Below are 22,926 nucleotides of genomic sequence, written 5' to 3'. Positions count from 1 at the left end.
CTGGCCGACGTCATCGGCGGGCACGGTCCCGCCCCGTCGCTGGTCCTGCTGCTCGTGCGCCGGCTGCCCGACACCTCTCTCACGGTGGCGCTCGCAGCCGGCAGCCGGGACCACTTCGGCTGGGGCGTCGACCGGCATGTGCTGGCCGCGACCTACGACGCGGTGAACCTCAACACCCGCGCGTCCGGCCAGTGGAAAGGCAAGGCGCCGACGCTGCCGGCCTGGCCACGCCCGACGACGGCACCGGAGCAGGCCACGCGGCCGGTCACGGTCGCCGACCTCTATCAGCGATTCCAGCGGAGGTGATCGCATGCCCGCTGGTCAGGTGATCGGCCGGGTGTCGGTGCGGGTACTGCCGGACACCGACCAGTTCCGCCGGCAGGCGCAGAAGGATCTCGACCGGATCGAGAAGCAGCTTGAGGTCAAGGTCCAGGCGAAGATCGACCTGACCAGCGGCCTGCGGGACGCGCTCACCGAGTTGCGGCGGATCAACCAGGAGAACCGGACCAACGACGGCCGCAAGATGCGGATTTACACCACGATCGCCACGTCCACCATGGACGAGGAGATCACCAAAGCCCTCCGGAAGCTGCAAGAGAAGGCCGACGGTCGCAAGCTGCGCATCCACGCGGACCTGGTCGGGGCGGTGCTCGCCACCGAGTTGGACGAGGAATCGCTGCGGCAGGTCGAGCACAAGCTGAAGGACTGGGCCAGCGACATCAGCCCGCTGAAGATCCCCGTCAAGGTGGACTTCGCGAACGGGGCCGGCGCTGCGGTAAACGCCCGGCTCGCGGTGCTGACCCGCCCGCGGACCGTCCCGATCATTCCCACCGTCAACCAGGGCGCGCTGGCAAGCGCGGCCACTGCCCTGGCGGCGCTGTCCGGTGCCCGCGCGGTCGGGAACCTCCTGGACAACCTCTGGCAATCGATCAAGAATCTCGACAAAGCGGCGCCGATCATCGGCGGTCTCGCCCTCGCGATTGCCGGGCTGTCCGGGGTCGGGATCGCGGCGGCCAGCAACCTCGCCGCGCTGTCGGCATCCCTGGCGAGCATCGCGCCGGCCGTGCTCGGGTTGCCGGGCCTGCTGGGCGGCCTCGTCATCGGGCTGGGCGCCTCGATCGTCGCGTTCAAGGACTTCAACAAGGTCATCCCCGAGGTCAAGGCCCAGCTCACCACGCTGAAGGCGACGATCTCGACGAACTTCTGGGCGGCGGCCGAGCAGCCGATCCGGCGCCTAATCGACACACTGCTCCCGCAGTTCTCCGCCGGCATGGGCAAGGTCAGCACCGAACTGGGCGGCTTCTTCGGCGGCCTCGCCACCGCCCTGACCGGCAGTTTCGACGGCGCCCTGGCCGGCATGTTCGCCGACCTCTCAACCTCGATCACCATCGCGACCGGCGCGACCGGCGCGCTGGCCAACAGCATCCGGATCCTTGGCGAGGTCGGCGCCGGCTACCTGCCCGCCCTCGCGCGCTGGTTCGTCGACATCGCTACGCAGTTCAACACCTGGCTTTCCGCGGCAGCCGCGGACGGCCGGCTCAAGGCATGGATCGACACCGCGCTTGCCGCGCTGCGGGACCTGGGCACGGTGCTGCTGTCGGTCGGGCAGATCCTGGCCGGCGTCGCTCAGGCGGCCACCAATGCGGGCGGCTCCGCCCTCGCCACCCTCGCCAGTTCGCTCCAGCACATCGCCGAGGTGGTCAACAGCCCCGGCTTCCAGGCCGGGCTGACCGGGGTGTTCGCTGCGGCGCACAACGCGATGAACTTGATTGCGACCCAGTCCGGGCCCGCGGTCGAGAACCTGTTCACCCAGCTCGCCGGCACATTGCAAACGGTCCTGCCGATGGCGGGGCAGGCGATCGGGCAACTCCTCGGCGCGGTCGCGTCCGCGCTGGCCAGCCCGGCAGTGCAAGGCGGGATCGTCGACCTGTTCCGCGGGATCCAGACCGCGGTCCAGGCGCTCGCGCCGGCGATCGGCCCGGTCGGGCAGGCATTCGGGGCGCTCGCCTCGGTGCTGGGCACGTTCATCGCCACCCTCGGTCCGACCCTGGCGACCGTCTTCACCGCTCTTGCGAACGCGGTGACCACGCTCGCCCCGGCCCTGCAACCGCTGATCTCCACCTTGGGCGGTGCGCTCGGGGCGGCGATGACGGCACTGGCGCCGGTCATCGGCCAGGTCGCGGGCGCGTTGGCGTCAATGATCTCCGGTGGGTTGGTGCCCGCGCTGACGTCAGCCTTCACCGCGTTGGCGCCGGTGGTCAGTTCGCTCGGCGGACTGGTGGGCACGGTGCTGGTGACGGCATTGCAGGCGATCACCCCGCTGCTGCCGATCATCGCGCAACTGATCGCGGCGATTGCGCCGGTCATCGCCCAGTTGCTGACGTCACTGGCGCCGATCGTGCAACAGATCCTTGCGGCGCTGGGGCCCACGCTTGGCGTCATCGTGCAGGCGCTGACGCCACTGATCACGATGCTGCTCCAGCTCATCACGTCGATCCTGACGCCGATTCTGACCGCGCTCGGCGAAGTGATCGCGGCGGCGCTGCCCCGCCTGGGCGAAGCGCTGGCGAAGGTGGCGCAGGCGCTGCAACCGTTCCTTCAGGCGCTGCAAGCCGTCGTCGACTTCCTGATGCCGTACTTGGTGCCGGCCATCAAGTGGGTCGCCACCGTGCTAGTCGACAGCCTGATCACGGCGATCGAAGGCGTGGCGAAGGTCTTCACCGGCGTCGTCGACGTGATCAAGGGTCTCTGGAACATCCTCGCGGGGATCTTCACCGGTGACTGGTCGCGGGTGTGGGAGGGCGTCAAGCAGGTCTTCACCGGGATCTGGGACGTCATCGTCGGCGCCTTCGATGTGATCATCAACGTCGGGATTCTCGGTGTCGCCAAGAAGGGCCTGGCCCTGCTCAAGGGCGCCTGGGACGCCACCTGGACCGGTATCAAAGCCTTGGTCGACGGGATCTGGGCTGGGCTCAAGGGTGCCTGGTCGGCGTTCACCGGGGCGCTCGGCTCCATCGGCAGCTCGGCATTGTCGGGGCTGAGGTCGCTGTTCTCCGCGGCCTGGACGGCGATCAAGGACGCCGCGGGAGCGGCGTGGTCGGCGATCAAGGCCGCGTTCTCGACCGGCGTGAGCAACGCCATCACCGTGGTCAGAGAACTGCCGGGCAAGGCCAAGGCCGCGCTCGGCGACCTCGGCGCCGTGTTGGTCAGCGCGGGGGTGAAGCTGATCCAGGGGCTGATCAACGGAATCATGAGCATGTTCGGCAAGGTGAAGGACACTCTCGGCAACCTCACCTCGAAGCTCACCGACTGGAAGGGACCAGCGAGCACCGACCGGGTGTTGCTGGTCGACGCCGGGCAGCTCGTGATCGAGGGCTTCCTGTCCGGTCTGGAATCCCGGTACGCCACGGTGCGCAAGTCCCTGACCGGGTTCACCCGCGAGATCGGCGCGATGACCATCCAGCCGCCCAGCATTGCCGGCTTCGATACCGCCGGGTTGGCGGCGCAGGTGACCGGCGCTCTCAACGGCACTGGGCAGGCGGGCCTGACGAAGGTCCTGAACTACTACGCGGCCCCGAACAACTCCCTCGACAGCGAGGAAGACCTGTTCGCGGCAGCCTCGCGGGCAAGGATGGTGGGCTGGTAATGCGGCATCTCACCCTCGTGAGCAGCACCGACACGATCAACCTCGATGACGTGCTGCTCTTCGGGACCGGCATGCAGGCGTTGTCTGGTGCGACCGGCCTGGGTTTCCCCGAGGTGAGCGCGCAGTGGATGGAAGGCGCGGGCGACGGCGCGGTCTATCGTGGCTCGCGTCTTCGCTCGCGCGACATCGACCTGCCGATCCACCTGGTCGCCGACAGCCGGCCCCGCCTTCAGGAGCTGGTCGCCCGGCTGGAACTGATGCTGGCTTCCGGCCCGGTGCAACTGCGCTGGTATGAGGACGACGGCACTTATTGGTCGACCCAGGTCGCCTGGCAAGGCGGCGGCTCCTGGACGTACGGCGCGGACACGATCGGCGAACGCGACCTGACCACCGTCATCACGTTGCGGGCCGGCTCGCCGTACTGGACGTACAGCGTGTCTACCTCCGAGATGGTCCGCAACACCGGCGCCGGCCGCGGCCTGCTCAACGGGTCGCTGACCCGGTTGCGAGTTACGGCCTCGCAGGCGATCGGCTCGATCCGGCTCAACAACATCGGCACGGCCCCCGCCTACCCGGTGTGGACCGTGGCAGGGCCAGGGGGCAACTTCATCGCCCGGTCACCTACCGGCCAGCAGCTTCGCTGGACGGGAACCCTGGCCGCTGGTGAGCGGCTGATCCTGGATTGCCGGACGGCCTCGGTCACCGACGGCACCGGCGCGAACCGGTACGCCGCGCTGACAACCGCGCCGAAGTTCTGGCCCGTGCCGCCGGGCACCAGCGTCGCGGTCGCCTCGCTGGATGGCGTGACCACGGCCAGCTCGATCACGTGCACCTTCCAGCCACGAAAGCGGGTGGTGATCTAGTGCGGCTCGATGATCTGACCGTCGAGGTACGCAACCGCACCCTTGACCGGGTCGGGCAGATCCGCCCGGAGGACCTCGACCTTGCAGCCGAGGTCAACCACAACAACGTCGGCGCGTGGACCTTGCGGCTTCCGGTAGAGCACCCGCTCGCCGGGCTGCTGCGCACTCCAGGCGCCGGCATCATCGTGACCGGTAAGACGGACGTGCTGTTCTCCGGGCCGGTCACCGAGTCGCAGAGCGAGGCGACCGCGGCAGACCCGGTCGGCACCCTGCAAATCCACGGGGTCACCGACTCGGTCCTGTTGCTGGACTCCCTCGCCTACGCCGACCCCGCCACCTACGACCCGAACCGGCCGTTCCCGTTCAGCGTCGGCGCAGTCGAGGACAAGCGGACCGGCCCCGTCGAGACGCTGCTGCATGCCTTCGTCTCGGCGAACATCGGCCCGGCCGCACCCGCTCTGCGCCGCCAGGGCACCTTCCTGGAACGGCTCACGATGGGCGCGAACGCCGCCCGCGGCCCAACCACCACCAAGAGCGCGCGATACGACCAGCTCGGCAAGCTACTCACCGAGCTGGCCGTCCCCGCCGGCCTCGGCTTCCGGATCGTGCAGCGCGGCACCGGCCTGGTCTTCGAGACCTACGCCGTGCGCGACCGCACGGACGTCGTGCGCCTCGACATCGCCAACAGCACCCTCGCGGGTCACAAGGTCATCGTCGGCCCGCCGGGCGCGACCCGCGTGTTGGTGCAGGGCAAGGATCTGGTCGACGACGCGAAGGTCACGATCCGCAACTTCGTGGTCTCGACCACCCCCACCTCGCTGGCGGCCGAGGCCGAATGGGGTCGCCGCATCGAGACGTTCAAGGACAACTCCTCGCGAGAGACCCACGCCGAACTGGACCAAGCCGGACTGGAGGAATTGGCCCGCGAAGGCTTCACCAGCCTGGCGGTGCAGGCGGTCCCGATGGACGACAGCTCGATGCCCTACGGCCCGGCCTGGCAGATGGGCGACAAGGTAGCTGTGGTCGTGGAAGGCCAGGAGCTGTCCAGCACCGTGACCGGCTACGTCCTCAAGGCCGGCGCTGACGGTGTCCGCCTCGGCGCGCTGGTCGGCGACCCGACCGGGTTCAACCGGATCCGGGCCACGGCCGCCCGGATCGCCACCGTGGAAAGCCGCGTCTCGGCGCTGGAACGCACGACCGCGGCCACCGCCGGGACCACTGCGGTGATGGCCAAGCAGACCGCCGCGCAGGTCGCCGCGATCACGGCGAAGGACACAACTGCCTGGATACCGCTCGGCATCGACTCAGCCTGGAAGTCCTACTCCGCCCTACAGACCCCTGCCTACCGGGTCGTCAACGGCGTTGTCTACCTGCGCGGCATCTATCAGCGCGGACCGGCGGCGCTGAGCATGGCCGCCCACGCCTTCTACGTCCTCGGCTTCGGCCTGTCGACAGACGTCCGCCCAGACCGAGACTGGTTCTTCCCGGCAGATAACGGGACTGGCGTCCCCTTCGACATTCTCGTGACCAGCAGCGGCCAACTCAACGTTCGCGCCAAGCAGGCGGCTACGGCCTCAGCCAACGACACCTGGGTCTCCCTGGCCGGTATCTCCTGGCCTCTTGGCTGACTTTCCCTGTGGAGGTTTTCCCCTGTGGCGATCACCGCCTTCCCTTTTGATGATCAAGACACCAGCGAGGCCCAGTTCAGTGCCTGGGCGCGGGAGCTTCAGGACTCTGGTGTCGCTGACGGCTACGGCGGGAGCGGCTTCCAGGTGTCCGGCGGCGGAGGCGGCATGGCCGTGCAGATCCAGCCCGGCTTCGCCCTGCTCCGCGGGCACGCCCTCGCGTCGACCGCCGTAGAGACCCGGACCATCGAGGCCGCCAACACCGCAACCCGCTACGACCGCGTGGTGCTGCGTATCAACCCGTCGACCAACCTCGGCGAGATCGCCGTGCTCAAGGGTACGCCGGGCGCGGGTGGGGACACTGCCGTCCCGGACTTGACACAGACCGACACCGGCATTTTCGAGGACGCCTTGGCGATCGTCACGGTGCAGGCGAACGTCACCACCATCGACGCCGCGATGGTCTACGACGATCGGCGTTTTTCCGGCAGTCGGACCGGCGTCTGGCGTAACTACTCCCGGCCGAAGATGCCCCGGCGGTTCAAGCTCGGCTACAACGTCGACACCCAGCGCTGGGAATTCTGGAATGGCGCGGCCTGGCAGAACCTGTCCGCTGGCCAGGCCGACAACACCAGCCAATGGGGCGGCTACGAGCTGATCGTCTCTCCCACCCAGCCCGGCGTCACGCCGCTGGCGAACCGGATCTGGATTCAGCCGACGCAGTAAAGGAGGTCCCGCAGTGGCAATCACCTGGGGCTCCTATGACGGCCACCTTCGGCTCGGCATTGACTTGACCACCAGCACGCCATCGACATCGAGCACCAGCGTCACGGTGACCTGCAAGCTCTACATTCAGTGCTCCGACGACTTCGACTTCGATGACGATCAGACCTGGACGCTGAGCGGCAACGGCGGTGGTTCCGGCTCGTTCCACAATTCGCTCGCCAATGGCGCGAGCAAGCTCCTGGAGACCGTCACCGTGAGCGCGGCCGTCGACTACGACGGCACCGGCACGATGACGTATTCGGCCCGGCTGTCCGGCGCCTTCAACGGCGCCAGCCCGACCCACTCCCGCACGATCACCCTGCCGAAACGTCCCCCGTCCGTGCCGGCCGCGCCGTCCGTACCGACCGCCGGCTCCATCACCGCGACCAGCGTGAACCTGACCTGGTCGGCCGGCGCGACTAACGGAGCAGCCCTAGACCGCAACGCAGGTCAGGTGTCACGTAACTCCGGTTTCACCGATGTGATCGCGAGCTGGGACGTGGAGGGGTGGGCCGGCAGGACTGTCACCGGCCTGCCGAAGGGCACGGTGCTCTACGCCCGGGTGCGGGCGCACAACCGCGTTGGCTGGTCGAGCTGGTCCGGCACCCGGACCTTCACGACTGCCATCACCACACCGTCCGGGCCTGGCCTTCCTGGCATCAGTGACGTGGGGCCGACCTCGGCAAACGTGACGTGGAACGCGCCATCGGACACCGGCGGTGCGGCCATCACGAACTACGAGATCCAGCGGGCCACCGATGCCGGCTTCACCACGAACGTCGCGTCAGTTACCGACCCCTCATCGCCCGGCGCCCTGACAGGACTGCTGCCGGGCACCATCTACTACGTCCGTACCCGTGCCATCAACGCTGCCGGGTCGGGCGCCTGGTCGACGACCGCCACCTTCACCACGCTGTCCGGCGTCAAGGTCGGTGACGGCACGACGTGGCGCGACGCCATCGTGTGGGTCGGCAACGGATCGTCGTGGGTGCTCGCCCTGGTCAAGGTCGGCAACGGGACAGCATGGAAGTGACTCGCCCCTTGCACATCCTCGCCCTCGAAACCCCCGTCCAGTCAGCGGTGGTCACCGCCGCCGGCACGATCATCGTCGCCCTCGTCAGCGTCGCCCTCGAACTGCTCCGCCGCTCGCATCGGCGGCTCGGTCAGGTCCGCAACCAGGTCGAGAACTCCCACGGCAGCAACCTGCGCGACGACATCGACAAGGTCATCGCGGCGGTCGCCCGCATCGAAGCGACTCAAACCCTGCACACCACCGGCATCACTGACCTGCGCGCCGAGCTGCGTCACGAACGCGCCGAACGCCTGGACGTCGAGCGCCGCCTTACCAAGCACCTCGACGAGGGCTGACCAACCCCATCTGTCGCCACCTTCAGGCCCTTTCCCCGCCCGGGGGACGGGCCTTTCGCCATTTCTAGGAGGTCACCGCTTCGTGTCTGGCAACCCCAACCCGGCCCGCATCACCGACGCCATGTGGAAGCTCTGGCTGGCCCTGAAGGAGCTGGAACCGAGCACGCAGCTCGGTGGCATCTACGCCAACAAGCCCGGTTACCACAACACCCGCAACAACAACGCCAAGAGCAACTACTCCGTACGCGACGCCCAGGACAAGCGCGGCCCTAGCGACAAGGCCGCCGCCCTGGACTGGACCTTTCCGTCCGCGCAGCGCGGCGACTACACGCTGATCGACAAGTACACGTCGCGGATCCTGACCGCCGGCCAGAACCGCGACGAACGCCTGAACGGCTGGCGCGAGTTCTACGGCCAGGCCGACCACGACCGCGACGTGGAGGGCTGGGACTGCCGCTACCACCGCGCAGTCACCTCGGACTCCTCGCACCTATGGCACATTCACTTTTCCGAGAACCGCGAGCACGCCGAGAGCTGGGCCAACAAGGACGCGCTGATCAGCGTTCTCAAGGGCGAGTCCCTCGCGGCCTGGCGCAAGCGCACCGGAAAGCCGGCAGGAACCCCCGCGCCGAGCGGGACCATGTGCAAGGGCAAACTGCGCCCCGTCCTGCGGCGCGGCGCCAAGGGCGAACACGTGCTGTTCCTCCAGCGCATGATCGGCGCGAAGCCCGACGGCGAGTTCGGCGCCAAGACTGAGGCCCGGGTGCGCTGGTACCAGAAGATGCGCGGCCTCACCGTGGACGGCATCGCCGGCCCGCCCACCTGGCGGTCCATCGACCGCATGTGAACCACCACCGGCACTGACCCCTACCAATCACCAGGAGGCAAACAACTCGTGACCCCGACCATCGACGCGCGGCGGCGTACCATCCGCACCGCCGTGCAGACCCTCGTCTCCGCAGCCGGCGTGCTGCTCGTTGTCATCCCCGTCGTGCTTCAGACCGCCAGCGAGCACCTGACCGCGCAGCAGTACGCGACCCTCGCCGGCATCGCGGCCGGCATCACCGCCGGCGCCACCCTCATCACCCGGATCATGGCGCTGCCCGCCGTGATCGGCTTCATCGACACGTACACGCCGTGGCTGTCGACCGGTGAGCCGCCCGAGCACGCTGCGGACAGCATCGTCGAGTAGGCCCGAAGCACACCGGTCCGTATCGCTACGCCGGGCCTTTTCCCAGCGTGGCGATGCGGTCACGAACCCGAACACACCTGCGCTGTTCGGTGGCAATTGCGGCCACTGAACGGCGGTTCCGCGAGTCGGTAGCCGACCATTTCTCGAACATATGTTCGAAGAACTGGGATCGATGACCATGCAGGAGTGCACCACTCCTGATCCCTTCCCGCTGGTGTGGCTATTCGCAGGTCAGCCCTGATTTGACCGGCTGCGAGGCGGGTGTGGGTGTCTGGGTTTCTTTCCTTCGGCTTAAGTGATCGTTGTGGCTCCTCGGTCGAGTTGACCGAACCCCACGCCCTCCGCTATCAATTACACATTGAGTGCGGGACTAGCGGCCCCATTTGGTCGAGCGCTGGGCGGAGGGCACGCGATGGTGGCCACGAAGATCACCGATGAAGGTGAGGTGCGTCGGTGGTTCGAGGAGGGGCGCAGTCTCAGGTGGATGCGCGATCAGTACCTCAGACGTGGCATCAAGACCTCCATCAGCATGTGGGGCAACTTCCGCAGTCGGCATGGCCTCGACCGGCGCACCGTGCAGGATGACGACCTGATGCCGTGGCGGTTGGAGGAGGATCACCGCTTCGACTATCCGGCCCTGATGCTCAGGGCGGAGGCGCGGCGGCGTGCCGGCAAGGACGTCCGCCCCGAAGATCTTGGCCGCGTGAACGGCTTCCTCAAGAAGCTTCATGACAACAATGAGGTCGTGGCCTACAGCCCCGAGAAGGGCTTCGAGCTTGTGCCTCGGGAGCCTGGCGACACCGACATCGTTCGTCGCCCCGCTCACGCCACCGGTAAGCGACTCGCCGTCGACTGACTGGGTGCGTTCCGGCATGAACCGGTGCGAGTCGGTCAGCCTTTGCTAGGCGGACAAGATCAACCGTTCGGACGCCGTTGATCATCCGTTCGGCCATTGAAGCCGGCCAGGCGGCATGGAGGTCTATGCAATCGATGCGAGCCGACTAGGGTGATCAACCAACTTGCAAATGCGAGCATTCCTCACAGCAGAGGTGGAGCCTCTCTGCGGCCGTTCGGCTGCACGGGGGGCTCTTTGTGCTTTAGGGACGGTGAGACAACGAGATGATCCGGGAACAAGCGGGGGCCACTTTCCGAGACGTTAACCCTCGACGGAAGTGAGACTCCCGGCATGGACCAAGTCTCACGCGATAGCAGCGCCAGTGTGTTCCCTGCCGATCGCCGCATCGAGCGGCAGGAAGGCGTGCTGCTGGTCTGCGACGCAGACGCCTACGAGTTCTACATCGACGCGCCCTTGGGTCACCCGCCTGGTTCGATGAGCGAGGTGCTCCAGCAGGCGCATCAGCTTGGCCTGGAGGTGCTTGAGGACGAGGTTGAGTTCCTCACCGATCAGATGATCCGTATCTGGTTGGCGCCCCTGGACTCGCTCGATGACGACCGCAACCCCTTGCGGTAGCCGCGTACACATACACCGCAAACCCAGGGAGGCAAGCACGCTGGCCCATCGATGGACCCGGCCCAGCCAGGTGGAAGACCCGCCTGAAAGCACTGCCACGGCAAGCGTTCCGCGGGACCGGTACGACAGGCCCCTGATCCACGTTCCCGGTTCCGCCAAGTTGGTGGCCTACACGCGCTGCACCACCTTTGTGGATTGCATCGAGGACAAGACCGCTCTCGGCGCCTGGGGAAAGCGCATGGTCCTGGTCGGGGCCGCCCGTGACCCGCGGCTGGTCGACCAGGCACGACGGTTGAACCCCCTCGACCGGGCCGACAAGCAGACACTCAACCGCCTCGCCGACCGCGCTGCCGATCTGGCCGGTGGCAGCGCCAAGCGGGACAAGGGCACCTACCTGCACAAGCTGTCCGAACACGTCGACCGGGGCGAACCACTCCCGCCGGGAACGGCGCAGGACGTCACCGACATGGCGGCATACAAGACCGCCACCGTGCACCTCGACGTAGTCCACGTGGAACGCCTGGTCGTGGTGGACGCACTGAAGGTCGCCGGCACGCCGGACCGCATCTGCTACTACGAGGGCCCCGGCCCTGCCGGCAGCCCGTTCGCCGGCAACCTCATCACCGACCTCAAGACAGGCTCGGTCGACCGCGGCAGCCTGAAAATGGCCATGCAGTTGGCCGTCTACTCCCGCGGCCTGTTCTACGACCACGCCACCCAGGCGAGGTCACCGCTGCCCGAGGTGAGCCAGGAGTGGGGCTTGATCATCCACCTACCCGCGGGCACCGGGCAGTGCACGGTTCACTGGATCGACCTCACGATCGGTTGGGGCGCCGTTCAGGTCGCACACCAGATCCGCCAGCTCCGGTCCACCCGCAACATCCTTGTGCCGTTCCGGCCTGGGGGCATCCGCGACACCCCCGGGCCGGCATCGCTGGACACCCATGTGTAAATTGAGTCGCTCAAGATCGAGAGGAGCGTGACCGGTGGGCATCACCAGCGACCCCAAAGGCCGCGGAATCACCGTCACCATCAAATACGGCAAGGGCTACGAGGAGAGTTGGGTCGTCTTCCATGGGCTCGCCGCGGAGATCCGCGAGGACATCGTCGACTATTTCGGCCTTCCACGTGAAAATGTAGTCAACCTGACCCTGTCCGATCTCGTCGTCAACGCCACCGGCGTCGCCCACGGCGTCGGCAATATCGCCGCCGGCCTCGGCGGCATGGTCATCGCCTCGGCGGAGCGCGAGCCAGCCCCTGCAACCCCTGCGGGGTCCGACGCCTGGGAGCGTGCGGCATCACAACCGGCGCCCGAGCCGCCCGCAGTCAATCCACTGCTGGCCCTCATCGAACAGGCGCCGGACGTGCGCAGCCTGGAGCGACTGTGGCTGGAGAACCAGGACGCATTCGCCGATCCGGCGATCATGACCGCCTGGAAGGCCCGCGGACGGGCACTGAGCCAGGCCCACTGAACGCTCCACACCTGCACGTGTAAATGTAGTCAACCTCTGTCTAGGGAGACCGCTCAACCGTGAGCTTTTCGTTCGCCAAGCCGTCCTCGATCTCGGGTGGCACCTTCTTCAAGCCCATCGATCACATGAACGATCTCGCCCTGCTGATCGAGCCGACCAGCATTACCAAGGGCGTCGAGAACACCTACCAGGGTCGAACCACCCTGCGCGACGAGGTCACCGCCGACGTGACCGTGTTCGGCACCAGCGAGGCCCTGGAGAAGGGCGAGCCGACCGAGGTCATCAAGGGTGCCCGGGTGGTGCACGGCATGCTGACCTCCACCCTGGAGCGGGTCATGGGCGGCGCGATGGTCGCCGTGGTCCGCAAGATCCCCACCAAGAACGGCTCGGGCTACGCGTTCCGGGACGTGGAGTGGGAGGTCGAAGCCGTCGTGGGCGCCTACTGGGAGCAGCGGGAAGCCGCCGTGGACGCGGCCCGCGCGTCCGGCGCTATGCCGAGCTTCGACTGATCGGGGCTGGTGGCAGATGCTGACGCCTCGACGGTCGCTCAGCCTGCACGCCGAGTCCGGTCGCGAACTTCCGCGGGTGCCGGCATTCGCTGCGCTGTATGCGCGCGGGTGCCGGCCCCGGCACGGGGAAGTCGTCATGATCGCCGGCCGTTCAGGCACGCAGAAGAGTGGCCTCGCGCTGTTCTGGGTCGCGCAGATGGGCTTGCCGACCCTGTACTACTCGGCCGACATGTCCCCGTTCACGGCCAGCTCGCGGCTGGCGTCAATGGTCACCGGCGACACCACCGAACAGGTGGAGGCCGGCATGGCGGCGGGCGGCGAGTCCCGGGCGCGGTACATGTCGGCGCTGGCGCCGTCGAAGATCACGTTCGCGTTCGGTTCGCCGATCACGTGGCAGGCCCTGGACGAGGAGCTGAAAGCCTACGTCGAGCTTTGGGACGCATATCCGCAGGTGATCGTCTGCGACAACTTGATGGACTTCGACGCAGCCGAGAGTGATTACACCGCGCAGATGGCCGTCATGTCCGGGCTCACCGAGTTGGCCCGCTCCACCGGCGCCACCGTGATCGTGCTGCATCACGCAAGCGACAAGTCGTGGGAAGCGAAGACCGATCCGTGGGCGCCGCCCTCCCGCGACCAGGTCAAGGGCGGCTTGTCGGAGAAGCCGGAGCTGAGCCTAAGCGTGGCGCTGGATCCGCATTCCCTGGAGTTCCGCATCGCGGTGATCAAGCAGCGGATGGGGCCGTCGGACCCGACAGCCAGGAAGTACGCGGTGCTGTGGTGCGAGCCGGAGCGCACGCGTTTCCACGCCAACTCTCCGCTGCGCCGTGCGCAGCCGACGCTTGTGAGGCCATCGTCATGACCGATATTGCTGCGCGCAATAAGCGCAACCGGCGGGCCGGCGCGCGCTGGCAAACCGTCGTCCGTGATGGTCTGCGTGAGTCCGGCTTCGACATCGAACGCCTCGCCCTGACCGGGGCCGAGGACGAGGGCGACCACGTCGTTCGGGTTGATCCCGTTGTCCTGCCGGCCCGCCGGTTCGTGGTCATCGAGGCCAAGGCCGGCGTGCTGCATCCCGCTGAGTTCGTCCGCCAGGCCAGCGAGGAAGCCGCGCACTTCGCCTTCCACCGGGGGCTGTCCCTGGCAGAGGTGACCGGCATCGCCGTGGTCAAGCGGCGCGGGGCGAACTGGCGTGACGCGTACGTGCTGACCACGGTCCGGGACTACTTCGGCCTGGACCTGCCGACCCCGGGGAGGCGATGACGCAGTCGAAACCATCGCTGGTCGCGGTGCTGGAGCACTACGGCATCACCGTCGACCCGGTCCGGGTGACGCAGATGGTGGCCTGCCTGCTGCACGACGACCACACCCCGTCCTGCTCGATCGACACCGACCGCGACCTGTGGCGCTGCCACTCCTGTGGCAAGGGCGGCGACTCATACAGCTTGATCATGGAAAAGGAGGGCGTCGACTTTGTCCGAGCCAGAGCCCTTGCAGCCTCTGTCGGCCTCGCAACGCGAGGCGATGGAGGAAGCGACAGCGGCCTATCAGGCAGCCGTTACGGACGACGCCGTCAGGTACCTGCGCGCCCGCGGGATCGACCAGCAAACGGCACGTACGTTCCGGCTTGGCGTCGTCGCTGACCCGCTGCCCGGCCACGAACGCTTCCGCGGCTTCCTCGCCATTCCGTACCTGGATCGCACCGGGCAGCCGCTGAGCATGCGGTTCCGGTGCCTGGCCGAACACGACCACCGGGCGCACGGGCACGGCAAGTACATGTCCATCACCGGCGAGCCGGCCCGGGTCTACAACGTGCGCGCCATCCACGAGGCCGGCGATGAAATCCACGTGGCCGAGGGCGAGTTCGACGCCCAGGTGCTCACCCTCGCTGCCCACCTGCCCGCGGTCGCAATCCCCGGCGCCAACGGCTGGCAGTCACATCACCGGCGGATGCTGGCCGGCTTTTCCCGCGTCTGGGTCTGGGGCGACCCGGACGACGCCGGAGCGGACTTCACCGCGCGGGTCTGCCGCGCCTTGCGCAGCGCGAAGGGCGTGCGGCTGCGGCGCGGCGACGTCACGGACACCTACCTGGCCGGCGGCGCAGCAGCCCTGCACGCCCTGATCACCAAGGAGGCCGCATGACCGTGGCAACCACCAGCCTGCCCGGCAATCCCGGCCCGCGGCTCCAGTCCGCCTGGAACGCCATGAACGAGCCAACCCGGGCGGTATTCCGCGTGCACCTGCTCGGCAACACCAGCGCCGAGTACCTCGCCGACTGGCTCGGCCGGTCCGGTACAGCGGTGTCCGCGTCAACCATCCGCACCTACCGGCGCTCGCTGCGCTCCTCAGGAGATCGCGATGACCGATGACCTTCTGGCCGAGCTGCTGGCCAAGCCCGTCGGCCTGAGCATCCCTGCGCGGCTGACCACCGAGCGGGACTTCACCCGCCAGCTCGAAGTCCGCGGCGACACCGCAACGGTCACCGTCCGCGGCCAGAGCGACGAGGTCACCGAGGACGCCGCCAGCGCCTACCTGCGCGCCCAGGGCCTTGACCCTGCCGGCTGGACGGTCACCGGGTTCCGTTCATCGACCTGGACCATGGCCGGCGGCGGCGAAGGCGTCAGCACCCGCTACGCCTTCACCCGCACCGATCGCACCAGCACAGATGGCGTGCCGCTGGACGAACTACTGGCCCAGGTCCAGGCACACGAGCCGGCACCGCGCCGGCCCGACGGCGACCACGGCTTCCTGGTGCTGCTCGGCGACATGCAGTTCGGCAAGATCGACGGCGACGGTGCGGCCGGCGCGCTGCACCGCACGATCGGCTGCCTCAACCGAGCCGCGGACCTGCTGGTGGAGTACCGCAAGCGGTGCGACATCGGCCGCGTCCACGTGGGTTGGCTCGGCGATCACATCGAGGGCTACACCGCGCAGGCCGGCGCCAACACGTGGCGGACCTCCTTGCCGCTGACCGATCAGCTTCGGCTCACCCGACGCGTGATGCTGCACGCCGTGGAGCTGTTCGCCCCGCTCGCCGAGCGGGTGTCCATGGCTGCGGTGCCAGGCAATCACGGCGAAGCAGCGCGGATCGCCGGCCGCGGCCTCACCCGATACGACGACAGCCACGACACCGATGCGCTGATCGCCGTGCACGACGCCGTGCAGCTCAACCCGGCCGCGTTCGGCCACGTCGAGTTCTACACCCCGGGCACCGACGAACTGACTGTCGTCCTGGACATCGCAGGCACCGTCGTAGCCCACGCCCATGGACACCAGTGGAAACCGGGCCGGCATTTCGACTGGTGGCGCGGCCAAGCCTTCAACAAGGACTCCGCGATGCACCAGGCCGATCTCCTGGTCGCCGGCCACCTGCACCACGAGCTGGTCGACACCGACGGGCCGCGGACCTTCATCCAGGTCCCGTCCATGGAAGCCGAATCCACCTGGTGGCGCCACGCCCACGGCACCGGCGGCGCTCCCGGACTCATCGTCGCGATCACCAAAGACGGCAACACCAACATCAAGGAGGTAGTGCGTTGACCATGACCACGGGGGAACTGTCGACCACGGTCGACTGGACGGTCCTGGACATCGACGGCGTCACCGACGTCGCCCGCAGCGCGGCCATCAGAGTCGCCGCCCAGTACAAGCACACCGCCGAGTACGACGACCTCTACCAGGAAGCCCTCATCCGCCTCGCCGAGGACGCCGAGATCGTCCGCGACTACCTCGCCGACCTCGGCAAGGGCCTCGGCATGCTGCACCACCGGCTGTGGTGCGACCTGGTCGACATGGTCAAGACCGACGCCAACCGCCGGACCCGCCACGTCTCCTACGAGCAGATCCGAGCGGAGGCCGCGTGAGCACCTACACCCGCGAACTGGTCGAACAGCTCCTGCCGGCCGTCTGGGACACCGGCTTCGCGTACGGCATGGAAAACCCCAGCGCACCCGACCCGGACATGCCGCGCGCCGCAGCCGACCCGGCCCACGCCGGCACCCTCTACGCCCACCTCGCCGACATCCACACCGGCTGGACCAGTGCACCTTTGACCGAGCCGGAACGCCGTGCACTGGTCATGCGCTTCGGCCTGGACTGGCCACAGAAGATCATTGCCCGCCACGAACGCGTAGCCGCGTCCACCACCTCAGAACGCCTCGCACGCGGCGTCGGCCGCATTGTCGACACTCTCAACGGCGAACCGGTCGGGGAACCAGAGCCAGCCGCCTGATCCAGCAATACCGCCCCGCTCCATCACGCGATGGAGCGGGGCGTCATTTTCTTTTGCGTCAGCGCGGACTGAGTCAGGCGCTCTCGCGGGAGTGGAGGACTGCCCGCGGCTGTGCTCGCGACACCCAAGGCTGGGGCCGCGAGGAGGGTGGGCGTGATCGATGTCGCGGAATGCCTGCGTTAGGCTCGGCATCATGATCCGTGCAGTGGTCTTTGACGTCGGCGAGTGCCTAGTGAACGAGACGCGGGAATATGGCACGTGGGCCGACTGGCTCGGGGTGCCACGGCACACGTTTTCGGCCGTGTTCGGCGCTGTGATCGCGCAGGGGCGGGACTATCTGGAGACGTTTCAAGTGCTTCGCCCCGGTTTTAATCTTGCGGACGAGCGAGAGAAGCGAGCGGCAGCGGGCCAACCGGAGTCGTTCGGCGAGAACGATCTGTACGCAGACGTGCGACCGGCGCTCAGCAGCCTTCGCGAGTCTGGATTCTGGATCGGGATCGCAGGGAACCAGACCGTTCGAGCAGGCGGGATTCTACGTTCCCTGGAGCTGCCTTGTGACATGCTCGCAACATCCGACGACTGGGGCGTATCCAAGCCCGACCCAAAATTCTTCAAGGCCGTAGCAGAGGAGGCACCATGTGAGCCAGCGGAGATATTGTACGTAGGAGACAGGTTGGATAACGATATCCGGCCAGCGGCGGCTGCGGGATTTAAGACCGGGTTGATTCGCCGAGGTCCATGGGCGACCATACAACAGCATGACCCGGCAGCGAGCCAGTTAGCTACAATTAGGGTAGATTCTTTGGTCGAGCTGCCCGAGAAAATCGCTGCCTTTAACGCTGCAACACGCTGAGCGTTGTCTGCCAGCTATATAGGCGATCATCGACCCGCCTGACATGCTCGGTATCCGCCCACGGTTGTAACTCGTGACGAACCTCACGGATGCGCTCCATGCCCGTGGCATACCAAGTGATCGCGAGCTGGTCGAGGGCTTCTTCGATGCGCATGCAGGCTTCCTGCGGCTTTTCTTGAGCCACTTCAACAGCCGCAAGATCACCCAAGATGACGGTGCGCTGTTTGCCCTCGTCGGCGGGGACGCCAGACAAGGCGGCCATCAGGGAATCGCGCGCCTGCGCGTACCGACCGGTCTTGAGTTGGGTGTTCCCCTTAAATGCAGCCAGCCTTGCTGGAGAAAACCATGTGAACCATTCAGGTGACCTATGATCGTTGGGTTTCTTGATGATTTCCTCGGCGCGGGAAATGATATGGAGCGCATCTGCTGGGCGTCCGCAGAGAGTTTGACACTCTGCATCAACAGCGTCGATCCATGCTAGAAATTCGGCAGACGCAGGAGCGCGGCGGGCATATGTGCGTGCGGCACGCAGTCGGTCGGCAGCTTCGTTGTAGCGTTGCGCCCATCCGGGAATGAATGCTGCGTGAGCAAGAATTGCAGCTCCGAGGAGAGCGTCGTCAGCTTCCCCCGCGGCCTGAAGCGCGCGGACGAAGGTGGCATCTGCCTCGTTAACTAGGCGGATATCGAAGAATTCGATGCGTCCCGCGAGCAACAGCGACTCAGCCAAGGCCGTCGCCAGTAAACGGCGGGCAACACCACTTGTTTCTGAGAGCAAGTGAAGGCCGAGTCGTGTGTGCTCAACGACCGTCGGGTGAAGGTGGGTCGGCTGGACGCTCCAGTACATGCGGCGATGGGCAACAGTGATCGCGTTGTAGTCAGCACCGATCGTTGACGGCTGGACCGAGACCTCGGCTTGAGGTAGCGGTAGGCCCGCCGGGAACTGCCTCGGCGCGGAGCTGGACTCGGGATCGACGGAAGTCCTGTCGACGGGATCCCACGGCGGAGTGAAGCCGAGCTGCTCGATCGGCTGCCTAAGGAGATGGGTGAGCAAGCGCTGGTGATCGGCACGCGGCCAAGGCGGTGTCGGCGACTCCCAGCGGCGGATCTGGCGCAGGCTTACCTCAATATGGCCGAGTCCGATCCGCGGCGCAGCGTCCATCAACGCGCTCGCGAACGCCTGCTGGGACGCGTAGCCAGCGTGCTGCCGTGCGGCCTTCAGCCGAGCGTTGCCGGTAGATCGAGGGGACATGTGTTCCTCCGGAAGACTACTCGTTGGTCCGATGGTAGACCGACGGCCTCACCGAGGACTCACCGGCCGCCGCGGCACGCTGCGATCACCCAGAAGTCCTCTTAGCGTCCGGTTAAGGGCCTTTTACTTGCCGCGCGACTGCGACATTGTCATGGACATCGGACGGTAACGCATCGGATGCGCTACGCGGTGTTGACAGCGCATCCCTGACAGACGCGGGAGGAAGCCATCATGGAGGCACTGGTCCTCACTGCCATCACTGTGTGTGCGCCCTACACGCGGCTGCTACCGCCGATCCGATGGCGCTCTCTCCGTAACGCTGGCCGCCGATGAACTCCTCGCCTGTCGTACCTGCCCCCATGCGGTGCGGCGGGCGAGGCATCAACGACCTGGTCGCGGGCCCTTCGATGGCCTTGGCACACCGCGGCCAGGTTCTGGGCTGGGCGTGCCGCCGGTCCCACCACGGCAGTCGGCACGCCCAGCCCACCCCCACGCCATCCCTCGTAGTTGACCTCCCCTCGATGAGAAAGGCCAGTCCGTGACTGCGCAAGCCCTCGATAGCCGTAGCGGCGAACAACAGGTCGAACGCCGGCTGACACGTACGTACAGCCTCGGCGACATGGTTCGTCACGCCGTGGTGTTCATGGTGTTGATTGCGCCGATGGGGATTTTCGGCAACGCCTTCCAGTCGGCCGGTGGGATGGCGGCGTTGTCGTATCTGGTCGGGGTGGTCGTGATGATGATGACTGCGTCGTCGTTCGGGATCCTGGCGCAGGCGTATCAGGCGGCGGGGTCGGTCTTCACGTATGCGGGTCGGGCGATCTCCGCCTGGGTGGGGTGGCTGGCCGGTTGGATGCTGCAACTCGATTACATCCTCGTACCTCCGCTGTTGTCGCTGGTGGCTGCAACGAACATGGCAGCGTTCGCGCCGTGGTTGCCGCCATGGGGATGGATCGTGGTGTTCGTGTTGATCAACACCGGGATCAATTTGCGGGGGCTCAAGACGACCAGGATCGCGGGCTGGGTGTTCCTCGCGCTCCAGGCTGTGGTGCTGGGCATCTTCGTCGTGGCCGCGGTCGCGGCGCTGGCGTCGGGCGCCGGCCGTGGATTCTCGCTCGATCCGTTCTACAACAGTCACTTCACTCTGGCGGTGCTGGGCACGGGGGTCTCCGTGGCGTGCCTGTCGTATCTGGGCTATGACACGCTCGCCGCGATGGCCGAGGACGCCAAGGGCGGTGGCCGGCAGGTCGGCCGGGCGCAGATCGTGTCGTTGTGCATTGTCGGGATCGCGTTCACCGCGCAGATGTACTTGGCGTCGTTGCTGGTCAAGGACCCTGCCGCGCTGATTGCGAACGGTGATCCGGCCGGGACGGCGTTCTACGACACCGTCCGCGCTGCGGTAGGGCCGTGGCTGGCGACGCTGACGGCGCTGGCGACGGCGTTGGCATGGGGTGTCGCGAACAACATGGTGGCCCAGGTCGCGCTCAGCAGGTTGTTGCATGTGATGGCGCGGGATGGGGCGTTGCCGAAGTGGTTGGGGAAGATTTCGGTGACGCGATTGGTGCCGACCCGCGCGATCCTGGTCACCGCCGGGCTGTCGCTGTCTATCTGTGTGGGGATGTCGCTGCGCAAGAACGGCATCACGGAACTGCTGTCGCTGGTGAATTTCGGTGCGCTGACCAGTTTCGTGGTGGTGCACCTGTCCGTGCTGGTGCGTAACTTCCGGGCAGGGGAGCGCCGGATCGCTGGGTGGTTTCGCTGTTGGGTGCTGCCGGTCGTCGGGATCGCCAGCCTGGTGTACGTCATGATCAATCAGAACGTCCTCGCCGCTCGGTTCGGTCTGTTCTGGCTCGGGATCGGTGGGGTCATCTTGCTGGTGAAGTGGGCGAGGGGCCGCTCACCGTCGATGCCGAGTTTGGCCGTCACACCGTCGGTCGACGACGCTGTGGTGGTGGGTCACCGTGGCTGACTCCACCTTCATGGACGTCCCGGGCAACGTTGGATACACGTTCGGCGGGCGGAAGCCGATCGCGGAGATCGAACCGGGCGAACTGGTGCGGATCCGCACCAGGGACTGTTTCAACAGCAGGGTCCAGTCGGTGGACGACCTGCCCAGCAAGGTGTGCCGCTGGCCCGAGCTGAACCCGGTCACGGGCCCTTTGTATGTGCGTGGAGCGCGTGCCGGGGATGCTCTCGCGGTGCATCTGGTGGATCTCACCCCTGCGGCAGAGGTCGGCTTCTCCGCGACCTTCCCGCACTTCGGCGCCCTGACGGCCACGGAAGCGACCGCGATGCTGCATCCGGCCTTGGACGAGGTGGTCTGGGAGTATCCGATCGACCTGGAGCAGCGGACCGTGCGGTTTGTCTCGCGTCGGTCGGAGAACGGGTTCGCGCGAGACCTGGAGTTGGCGCCGATGCTCGGCACCATCGGGGTTGCCCCGGCTGGTGGCGAAGTGCGGATGTCGATTGTGCCGGGCGCGCATGGCGGGAACCTCGACTCTCCGCTGGTGTGTGCGGGAACGACGGTGTATCTGCCAGTCAATGTCGACGGTGCACTGCTTGCCGTCGGGGACGGGCACGCTTTGCAGGGCGAGGGCGAGTTGTGTGGCGTCGGGGTCGAGGTCCCGATGGACGTGACACTGGTCGTGGAGGTGCTGTCCGGGGTCGCCGGGTGGCCGCGGTTCGAAACCGACGATCGGGTGGGGGCGTTTGGGATCGCTCGGCCGTTGGAAGACGCCTACCGGGGCGCCAACCTTCGCCTGGTGAACGACCTGGCCGCCTTCAACGGGATCGACCCGCTCGACGCGTACCAGTTCGTGTCGCAAGTCAACCATGCACGTATCGGCAACGTCGTGGACGCCGAGTACACCATCGTCGCGTCCATCGCCAAGCATCACATCATCGGGGCACAGCCGTACTACGGCGTCCACCGGGCGCTCCGCGAGATCGGGAGGGCCGGCTGATGGTCCGGCGTATCTCCAGCCTGCGAGAAAAGGTGTGGTTGCTCGCCCACGACGAGCAAAACGACCTGCGTCCCCTTATCGACGTCCGCGCGCTCGGGATCGGCCTGGCCGCCGCGACCCTCACCGACCTGCTGTTGCAGGACCGCATCTACGTCAAGCACGGGCTGATCCACACGAACCGTGAGCGCACTGGCCCGGCCGCAGATCCGATCGCCACCGACATCCTCGCTGCGATCACCGAGGAACCCGCTCCACGCATCGCGGAAGTGGTGCGGGGCGCCCGCGTCGATCTAGTCGACGACGGGAACAACCCGTACCAGCGGCTCCACGAACGCACCCTCGCCGGGCTGGTCGCAGGCGGGCACCTGCTCGAACAACACCGCCGGCTGCGCAGCACCCGCTACCAGCTCGCCGATTCGCACCTTGTCACCTCGATCCGCGCGGACCTGCGCAGCCAGTTGGTGAGGCACCCGCGGGGGAAATGTGACCCGGCTATGGACTGTCTGTGCGCCCTGGTGTTGTCGCTGAACCTGCACAGCACCATGGTCTTTCCCTTCAGTACCGAAGAGGCCGAGCCAATTCTCCTCGACATCACCGGCAGGATTCCCGCTCGTGCAGGCAAAGACGCGCCGCTGACCATCCTTCCCCACCTCGTTCAGGTCGTCCGCTACGCCGTCGGCGACCTCGCCACCGCCGCGTTCTAACTCGGGGAGTCGACC

The 22,926-nt window shown here is 67.0% G+C and carries 27 protein-coding genes; 26 read left to right on the top strand and 1 reads right to left on the bottom strand.

All coding sequences use genetic code 11. From position 1 onward, the window contains the following. Positions 1-84: 84 nt before the first annotated feature. The 23 genes from Actob_RS39490 to Actob_RS39385 all read left to right on the top strand — a co-directional run bounded on the left by Actob_RS39490 (position 85) and on the right by Actob_RS39385 (position 17,995). Positions 85-306, top strand: a complete 222-nt coding sequence (locus tag Actob_RS39490; RefSeq protein ID WP_284917080.1) for a hypothetical protein — start codon at positions 85-87, stop codon at positions 304-306. Positions 307-310: 4 nt separating this feature from the next. Continuing rightward, on the top strand, positions 311-3,646 hold the full coding sequence (locus tag Actob_RS39485; RefSeq protein ID WP_284917079.1) for a phage tail protein: 3,336 nt from the start codon (positions 311-313) through the stop codon (positions 3,644-3,646). A 17-nt stretch (positions 3,647-3,663) separates the two neighbouring features. Further along, complete coding sequence (locus Actob_RS39480; RefSeq protein WP_284917078.1) at positions 3,664-4,509, top strand: phage tail family protein; 846 nt, start codon at positions 3,664-3,666, stop codon at positions 4,507-4,509. Then, on the top strand, positions 4,509-6,137 hold the full coding sequence (locus Actob_RS39475) for a Gp37-like protein (RefSeq protein ID WP_284917077.1): 1,629 nt from the start codon (positions 4,509-4,511) through the stop codon (positions 6,135-6,137). The genes Actob_RS39480 and Actob_RS39475 overlap by 1 nt, the downstream gene beginning before the upstream one ends. A gap of 24 nt (positions 6,138-6,161) precedes the next feature. Continuing rightward, positions 6,162-6,860 carry a hypothetical protein gene (locus Actob_RS39470; protein WP_284917076.1) on the top strand — a complete coding sequence of 233 codons (699 nt, stop codon included), beginning with the start codon at positions 6,162-6,164 and terminating at the stop codon, positions 6,858-6,860. A 13-nt stretch (positions 6,861-6,873) separates the two neighbouring features. Next, positions 6,874-7,932 carry a fibronectin type III domain-containing protein gene (locus Actob_RS39465; protein ID WP_284917075.1) on the top strand — a complete coding sequence of 353 codons (1,059 nt, stop codon included), beginning with the start codon at positions 6,874-6,876 and terminating at the stop codon, positions 7,930-7,932. Further along, positions 7,923-8,267 carry a DUF2746 domain-containing protein gene (locus Actob_RS39460; RefSeq protein WP_284917074.1) on the top strand — a complete coding sequence of 115 codons (345 nt, stop codon included), beginning with the start codon at positions 7,923-7,925 and terminating at the stop codon, positions 8,265-8,267. The genes Actob_RS39465 and Actob_RS39460 overlap by 10 nt, the downstream gene beginning before the upstream one ends. Before the next feature lie 82 nt (positions 8,268-8,349). After that, positions 8,350-9,114, top strand: coding sequence for a peptidoglycan-binding domain-containing protein (locus Actob_RS39455; RefSeq protein ID WP_284917073.1), 765 nt, complete (start codon positions 8,350-8,352; stop codon positions 9,112-9,114). A gap of 48 nt (positions 9,115-9,162) precedes the next feature. Next, the gene (locus Actob_RS39450) at positions 9,163-9,459 is read left to right on the top strand and encodes a hypothetical protein (RefSeq protein WP_284917072.1); all 297 of its coding nucleotides are present in this window, start codon (positions 9,163-9,165) and stop codon (positions 9,457-9,459) included. Between the two features lie 412 nt (positions 9,460-9,871). Further along, positions 9,872-10,315, top strand: coding sequence for a hypothetical protein (locus Actob_RS39445; protein WP_284917071.1), 444 nt, complete (start codon positions 9,872-9,874; stop codon positions 10,313-10,315). A gap of 330 nt (positions 10,316-10,645) precedes the next feature. Next, entirely contained in the window at positions 10,646-10,930 is a 285-nt protein-coding gene (locus Actob_RS39440) for a hypothetical protein (protein ID WP_284917070.1), read from the top strand. Positions 10,931-11,093: 163 nt separating this feature from the next. Continuing rightward, complete coding sequence (locus Actob_RS39435) at positions 11,094-11,882, top strand: hypothetical protein (protein ID WP_284917069.1); 789 nt, start codon at positions 11,094-11,096, stop codon at positions 11,880-11,882. A gap of 34 nt (positions 11,883-11,916) precedes the next feature. Continuing rightward, positions 11,917-12,402 carry a hypothetical protein gene (locus tag Actob_RS39430; RefSeq protein ID WP_284917068.1) on the top strand — a complete coding sequence of 162 codons (486 nt, stop codon included), beginning with the start codon at positions 11,917-11,919 and terminating at the stop codon, positions 12,400-12,402. 59 nt (positions 12,403-12,461) lie between these two features. Then, complete coding sequence (locus Actob_RS39425; RefSeq protein ID WP_284917067.1) at positions 12,462-12,911, top strand: hypothetical protein; 450 nt, start codon at positions 12,462-12,464, stop codon at positions 12,909-12,911. 136 nt (positions 12,912-13,047) lie between these two features. Further along, the gene (locus Actob_RS39420; RefSeq protein WP_284917066.1) at positions 13,048-13,773 is read left to right on the top strand and encodes an AAA family ATPase; all 726 of its coding nucleotides are present in this window, start codon (positions 13,048-13,050) and stop codon (positions 13,771-13,773) included. Then, a complete protein-coding gene (locus Actob_RS39415) occupies positions 13,770-14,174 on the top strand; it encodes a hypothetical protein (RefSeq protein WP_284917065.1) in 405 nt (134 codons plus the stop codon). The genes Actob_RS39420 and Actob_RS39415 overlap by 4 nt, the downstream gene beginning before the upstream one ends. Further along, positions 14,171-14,554, top strand: coding sequence for a CHC2 zinc finger domain-containing protein (locus Actob_RS44175; RefSeq protein ID WP_407653494.1), 384 nt, complete (start codon positions 14,171-14,173; stop codon positions 14,552-14,554). Before Actob_RS39415 ends, Actob_RS44175 begins: the two co-directional genes overlap by 4 nt. Beyond that, positions 14,436-15,053 (top strand): toprim domain-containing protein, encoded by a 618-nt coding sequence (locus Actob_RS39410; protein WP_407653493.1) that lies wholly within the window; start codon positions 14,436-14,438, stop codon positions 15,051-15,053. Before Actob_RS44175 ends, Actob_RS39410 begins: the two co-directional genes overlap by 119 nt. Then, the gene (locus Actob_RS39405) at positions 15,050-15,280 is read left to right on the top strand and encodes a hypothetical protein (protein WP_284917063.1); all 231 of its coding nucleotides are present in this window, start codon (positions 15,050-15,052) and stop codon (positions 15,278-15,280) included. The genes Actob_RS39410 and Actob_RS39405 overlap by 4 nt, the downstream gene beginning before the upstream one ends. Further along, positions 15,270-16,451 (top strand): hypothetical protein, encoded by a 1,182-nt coding sequence (locus tag Actob_RS39400; RefSeq protein ID WP_284917062.1) that lies wholly within the window; start codon positions 15,270-15,272, stop codon positions 16,449-16,451. Before Actob_RS39405 ends, Actob_RS39400 begins: the two co-directional genes overlap by 11 nt. After that, positions 16,448-16,774: a hypothetical protein gene (locus tag Actob_RS39395; protein WP_284917061.1), complete on the top strand. Its 327-nt coding sequence runs from the start codon at positions 16,448-16,450 to the stop codon at positions 16,772-16,774. Before Actob_RS39400 ends, Actob_RS39395 begins: the two co-directional genes overlap by 4 nt. After that, positions 16,771-17,142: an RNA polymerase sigma factor sigma-70 region 4 domain-containing protein gene (locus Actob_RS39390; RefSeq protein WP_284917060.1), complete on the top strand. Its 372-nt coding sequence runs from the start codon at positions 16,771-16,773 to the stop codon at positions 17,140-17,142. The genes Actob_RS39395 and Actob_RS39390 overlap by 4 nt, the downstream gene beginning before the upstream one ends. A 193-nt stretch (positions 17,143-17,335) precedes the next feature. Further along, entirely contained in the window at positions 17,336-17,995 is a 660-nt protein-coding gene (locus Actob_RS39385; protein WP_284917059.1) for an HAD family hydrolase, read from the top strand. Here the strand turns inward: Actob_RS39385 and Actob_RS39380 are convergent. Next, positions 17,976-19,154 carry a hypothetical protein gene (locus Actob_RS39380; protein WP_284917058.1) on the bottom strand — a complete coding sequence of 393 codons (1,179 nt, stop codon included), beginning with the start codon at positions 19,152-19,154 and terminating at the stop codon, positions 17,976-17,978. The two genes, Actob_RS39385 and Actob_RS39380, sit on opposite strands and share 20 nt — an antisense overlap. A gap of 628 nt (positions 19,155-19,782) precedes the next feature. On the opposite strand from Actob_RS39380, the gene Actob_RS39375 reads away from it, so the two are divergent. From Actob_RS39375 to Actob_RS39365, 3 genes are read left to right on the top strand one after another with little or no spacing between them, the layout of a single operon-like run. Then, positions 19,783-21,213, top strand: coding sequence for an APC family permease (locus Actob_RS39375; protein ID WP_284917057.1), 1,431 nt, complete (start codon positions 19,783-19,785; stop codon positions 21,211-21,213). A gap of 10 nt (positions 21,214-21,223) precedes the next feature. After that, positions 21,224-22,207 (top strand): acetamidase/formamidase family protein, encoded by a 984-nt coding sequence (locus Actob_RS39370; protein ID WP_284922485.1) that lies wholly within the window; start codon positions 21,224-21,226, stop codon positions 22,205-22,207. After that, positions 22,207-22,911, top strand: a complete 705-nt coding sequence (locus Actob_RS39365) for a GOLPH3/VPS74 family protein (RefSeq protein WP_284917056.1) — start codon at positions 22,207-22,209, stop codon at positions 22,909-22,911. Before Actob_RS39370 ends, Actob_RS39365 begins: the two co-directional genes overlap by 1 nt. Positions 22,912-22,926 lie beyond the last annotated feature (15 nt).

The sequence above is a fragment of the Actinoplanes oblitus genome, from assembly GCF_030252345.1.
Taxonomy (GTDB): domain Bacteria; phylum Actinomycetota; class Actinomycetes; order Mycobacteriales; family Micromonosporaceae; genus Actinoplanes; species Actinoplanes oblitus.
Note: the sequence above shows the minus strand (reverse complement) of the source record. Positions and strands in the feature narration are given on the sequence as shown.

Excerpts from the sequence above, each read along its gene's own strand:
- Actob_RS39370 (WP_284922485.1), top strand. The coding sequence starts at position 21,224 with ATGGACGTCCCGGGCAACGTTGGATACACGTTCGGCGGGCGGAAGCCG.
- Actob_RS39405 (WP_284917063.1), top strand. The coding sequence starts at position 15,050 with ATGACCGTGGCAACCACCAGCCTGCCCGGCAATCCCGGCCCGCGGCTC.
- Actob_RS39440 (WP_284917070.1), top strand. The coding sequence starts at position 10,646 with ATGGACCAAGTCTCACGCGATAGCAGCGCCAGTGTGTTCCCTGCCGAT.
- Actob_RS39445 (WP_284917071.1), top strand. The coding sequence starts at position 9,872 with ATGGTGGCCACGAAGATCACCGATGAAGGTGAGGTGCGTCGGTGGTTC.
- Actob_RS39380 (WP_284917058.1), bottom strand. The coding sequence starts at position 19,154 with ATGGACGCTGCGCCGCGGATCGGACTCGGCCATATTGAGGTAAGCCTG.
- Actob_RS39400 (WP_284917062.1), top strand. The coding sequence starts at position 15,270 with ATGACCGATGACCTTCTGGCCGAGCTGCTGGCCAAGCCCGTCGGCCTG.
- Actob_RS39460 (WP_284917074.1), top strand. The coding sequence starts at position 7,923 with ATGGAAGTGACTCGCCCCTTGCACATCCTCGCCCTCGAAACCCCCGTC.
- Actob_RS39420 (WP_284917066.1), top strand. The coding sequence starts at position 13,048 with ATGATCGCCGGCCGTTCAGGCACGCAGAAGAGTGGCCTCGCGCTGTTC.
- Actob_RS39365 (WP_284917056.1), top strand. The coding sequence starts at position 22,207 with ATGGTCCGGCGTATCTCCAGCCTGCGAGAAAAGGTGTGGTTGCTCGCC.
- Actob_RS44175 (WP_407653494.1), top strand. The coding sequence starts at position 14,171 with ATGACGCAGTCGAAACCATCGCTGGTCGCGGTGCTGGAGCACTACGGC.
- Actob_RS39415 (WP_284917065.1), top strand. The coding sequence starts at position 13,770 with ATGACCGATATTGCTGCGCGCAATAAGCGCAACCGGCGGGCCGGCGCG.
- Actob_RS39410 (WP_407653493.1), top strand. The coding sequence starts at position 14,436 with ATGGAGGAAGCGACAGCGGCCTATCAGGCAGCCGTTACGGACGACGCC.
- Actob_RS39385 (WP_284917059.1), top strand. The coding sequence starts at position 17,336 with ATGATCCGTGCAGTGGTCTTTGACGTCGGCGAGTGCCTAGTGAACGAG.
- Actob_RS39485 (WP_284917079.1), top strand. The coding sequence starts at position 311 with ATGCCCGCTGGTCAGGTGATCGGCCGGGTGTCGGTGCGGGTACTGCCG.